Raw genomic sequence first — 2,420 nt, 5'->3', positions numbered from 1 at the left:
GGCAAGACCGACCACGGCTCCACGATCATCGAGATCCCGAACGGCCTGGAGGACCAGCTCCCCGCGCCCCTGGTGACCAAGGACAACGTGGACGACAAGTCGCTCTGGGGCAACAGTCTGCCCGGATGACCCCGATGAAGGTGCGGGGAAGGCCCGAGGGCCGGTGCCGTGCGGCGCCGGCCCTCGGGCGCGTCGCCGACTACAGGGCGAGGACCTGCCACTCCTGGTTGGTGCCGCCGGTGTCGCTCCATTGCACGATCGCGGCGCCGTCCGCCGTGGAGGCGTCCTTGACGTCGGCGCACCAGCCGTTGGCGACGTTGACCAGCCGGTGGTAGCCGCTGGTCGCGGGGACCAGTTTCCACCACTGGTTGCTGGTGTCGGTGTCGGTCCACTGGTCGAGGGCCGCGCCCTGGGCCGAGCCGCCGGGACTGTCCAGGACCTTGCCGCTACGGACGTTGGACAGCCGGTAGGAGCCGTCGGTGTTGGGCAGCAGCTTCCACTGCTGGTTGGTGCCGCCGGTCCAGGGCCACTGGATGAGGGCGGCGCCGTCGGCGCTGGAGGCTCCGTTGACGTCCAGCACCTTGCCGCTCTTGCGGTTCACCAGCCGGTAGGTGCCGAGGTCCGCGGCGAAGGGACGGTCGTAGACCTCCAGGCTGCGGATGGACGCCCAGGCGCCGGAGGGCAGGCCGGTGACGGTCACCCGTACGTACCGGGCCGAGGCGCTGAACACGGCTGTCTGGACCTGGTTGGTGCTGGTGGTGCCGGTGCGGTCGGACAGGGTCGTCCAGGTGGTGTTGTCGGTGGAACCCTCGATCTTGTACCGGTAGTTGGTGGCGTCCAGCTCCCAGGCGATGCGGGCGCCGGTGAGCGCCTTGGCCGCCCCCAGATCGACCTTCAGCCAGTTCCCGGTGTTGCCGTTGTTCGCGCACCAGCGGGTCGCGGTGGAGCCGTCGACGGCCTTGGCGGCCGTGTTGCCCTTGGAGCTCTCCTCGCTGCTCGCCGTGGCGGTCCTGCCGGCGGCGATGTCGGTGGGCTGCACCGTCCGGTCCAGGGTGACACCGACGACGCTGTCCTCGGGGGTGCGGGTGCGGTTGATGCCGGTGACGGTCACCTCGCCGCTGTCATTCACGCTGAACGGGAGGTCGGTGCCCGACGCCACGTCGAAGACCCGGGTGACCGTCGCGTCGCCGATCTGCGGGGTGGTGAAGGAGGTGCCGCTGTAGCCGGGCAGCAGGTGGACGTAGAAGGTCCTGTCCTTGTACGTGAAGCCGTACTTGCCGTCGACCGGGTTCCACGGGCCGCCGCGGGTGCCGTACACGGCCTCCCCGCACGTGGTCAGGAAGGAGCCGATCTGCCGTACGAGGGACTGCTGGGCGCTGGGGACCGCGCCGGTGCGGTCCGGGCCGACGTTGACCAGACAGGTCATGTTGCGCACCCAGGCGTTGACCAGGATGTTCATGGCGTTGCCGAAGCTCATCACACCGGAGCCGGCCTTGTAGCCCCAGGCGCCGCCGATGGTGAAGCACTTCTCCGACACCTTGCCGGTGCGGATGGCACCGCTCGGGACGGAGGGGCCCTCCTCGCTGGCGAAGTCGCCGATCCAGCCGGCCCGCAGGGTGGTGACGGCGTCGGGCTGGTGCTTGCGGACCAGGCCGGTCAGGCCCAGGGGCTTGCCGGTGGCGGGGTCGGTGTCGCTGTGGGCGGCGTCCACCGGCCACTCGTTGGACGGGTCGCGGAACTTCCCGGGCTCCCAGAAGAAGCCCGCGTCCGCGTCGGAACCCTGCTGGCCGAGCCAGCCGCCGTCCCACCAGATGTCGTCGATCTTCCCGTACTGGGTGACCAGCTCCTTGACCTGCTGGTACACCTCGTTCTTCATGATCCGCGCGTTCTCCTTGTGCGCCGGATCGGTGGTGTAACCCCAGGCGTTCTCCAGGCAGTTGGTGCCGCGGACGTCGTAGTAGCCGGGGTAGCGCCAGCTCAGGGGGGAGAAGTACAGGCCGACCTTCAGTCCGGCATCGCGTACGGCGGTGACGTACTGGCCGATGAAGTCCTTCTGCAGGGGGGCCTGTCCGGAGTGCCAGGCGTTCGCGTGGGTGGACGGCCACAGGGCGAAGCCGTCGTGGTGGCGGGCGGTGAGCACCGTGTACTTGGCGCCCATGTCCTTCGCCAGCTGGGCCCAGTCGGCCGGGTTGTACGCGCTGGCGGTGAACTGCTCACCGGTGGCGTCGGTGACGTACTTCTTGTAGTTCTCCGGCGTGATGGCGGCGTTCTCCATGTACCACTCGCCCTTGGCCGGGCCGGAGTAGGGACCCCAGTGGATGAACAGGCCGATTTTCGCGTCCTGCAGCCACCGCACCTTCTCGTCGGGCTGCTGCTCGACCCCCAGGTCGAGCTTGGGGATGCGCAGGGGTGGGAGCGGG

At 69.3% G+C, this 2,420-nt stretch carries 1 protein-coding gene and 1 pseudogene; one reads left to right on the top strand and one right to left on the bottom strand.

Translation table 11 applies throughout. The features are described 5' to 3' along the window. Positions 1-129: pseudogene (locus tag P1P70_RS43460) on the top strand (sugar ABC transporter substrate-binding protein); the annotation flags it as partial. A 70-nt stretch (positions 130-199) separates the two neighbouring features. Here the strand turns inward: P1P70_RS43460 and P1P70_RS43455 are convergent. Continuing rightward, positions 200-2,420, bottom strand: a 2,221-nt coding sequence (locus tag P1P70_RS43455) for an alpha-L-fucosidase (RefSeq protein WP_319247859.1), incomplete at its 5' end; no start/stop codon positions are given.

The sequence above is a fragment of the Streptomyces sp. MB09-02B genome, from assembly GCF_033794485.1.
GTDB lineage: Bacteria > Actinomycetota > Actinomycetes > Streptomycetales > Streptomycetaceae > Streptomyces.
The sequence above is the reverse complement of the archived record's forward strand: the minus strand, read 5'-3'. Positions and strand labels throughout refer to the sequence as shown.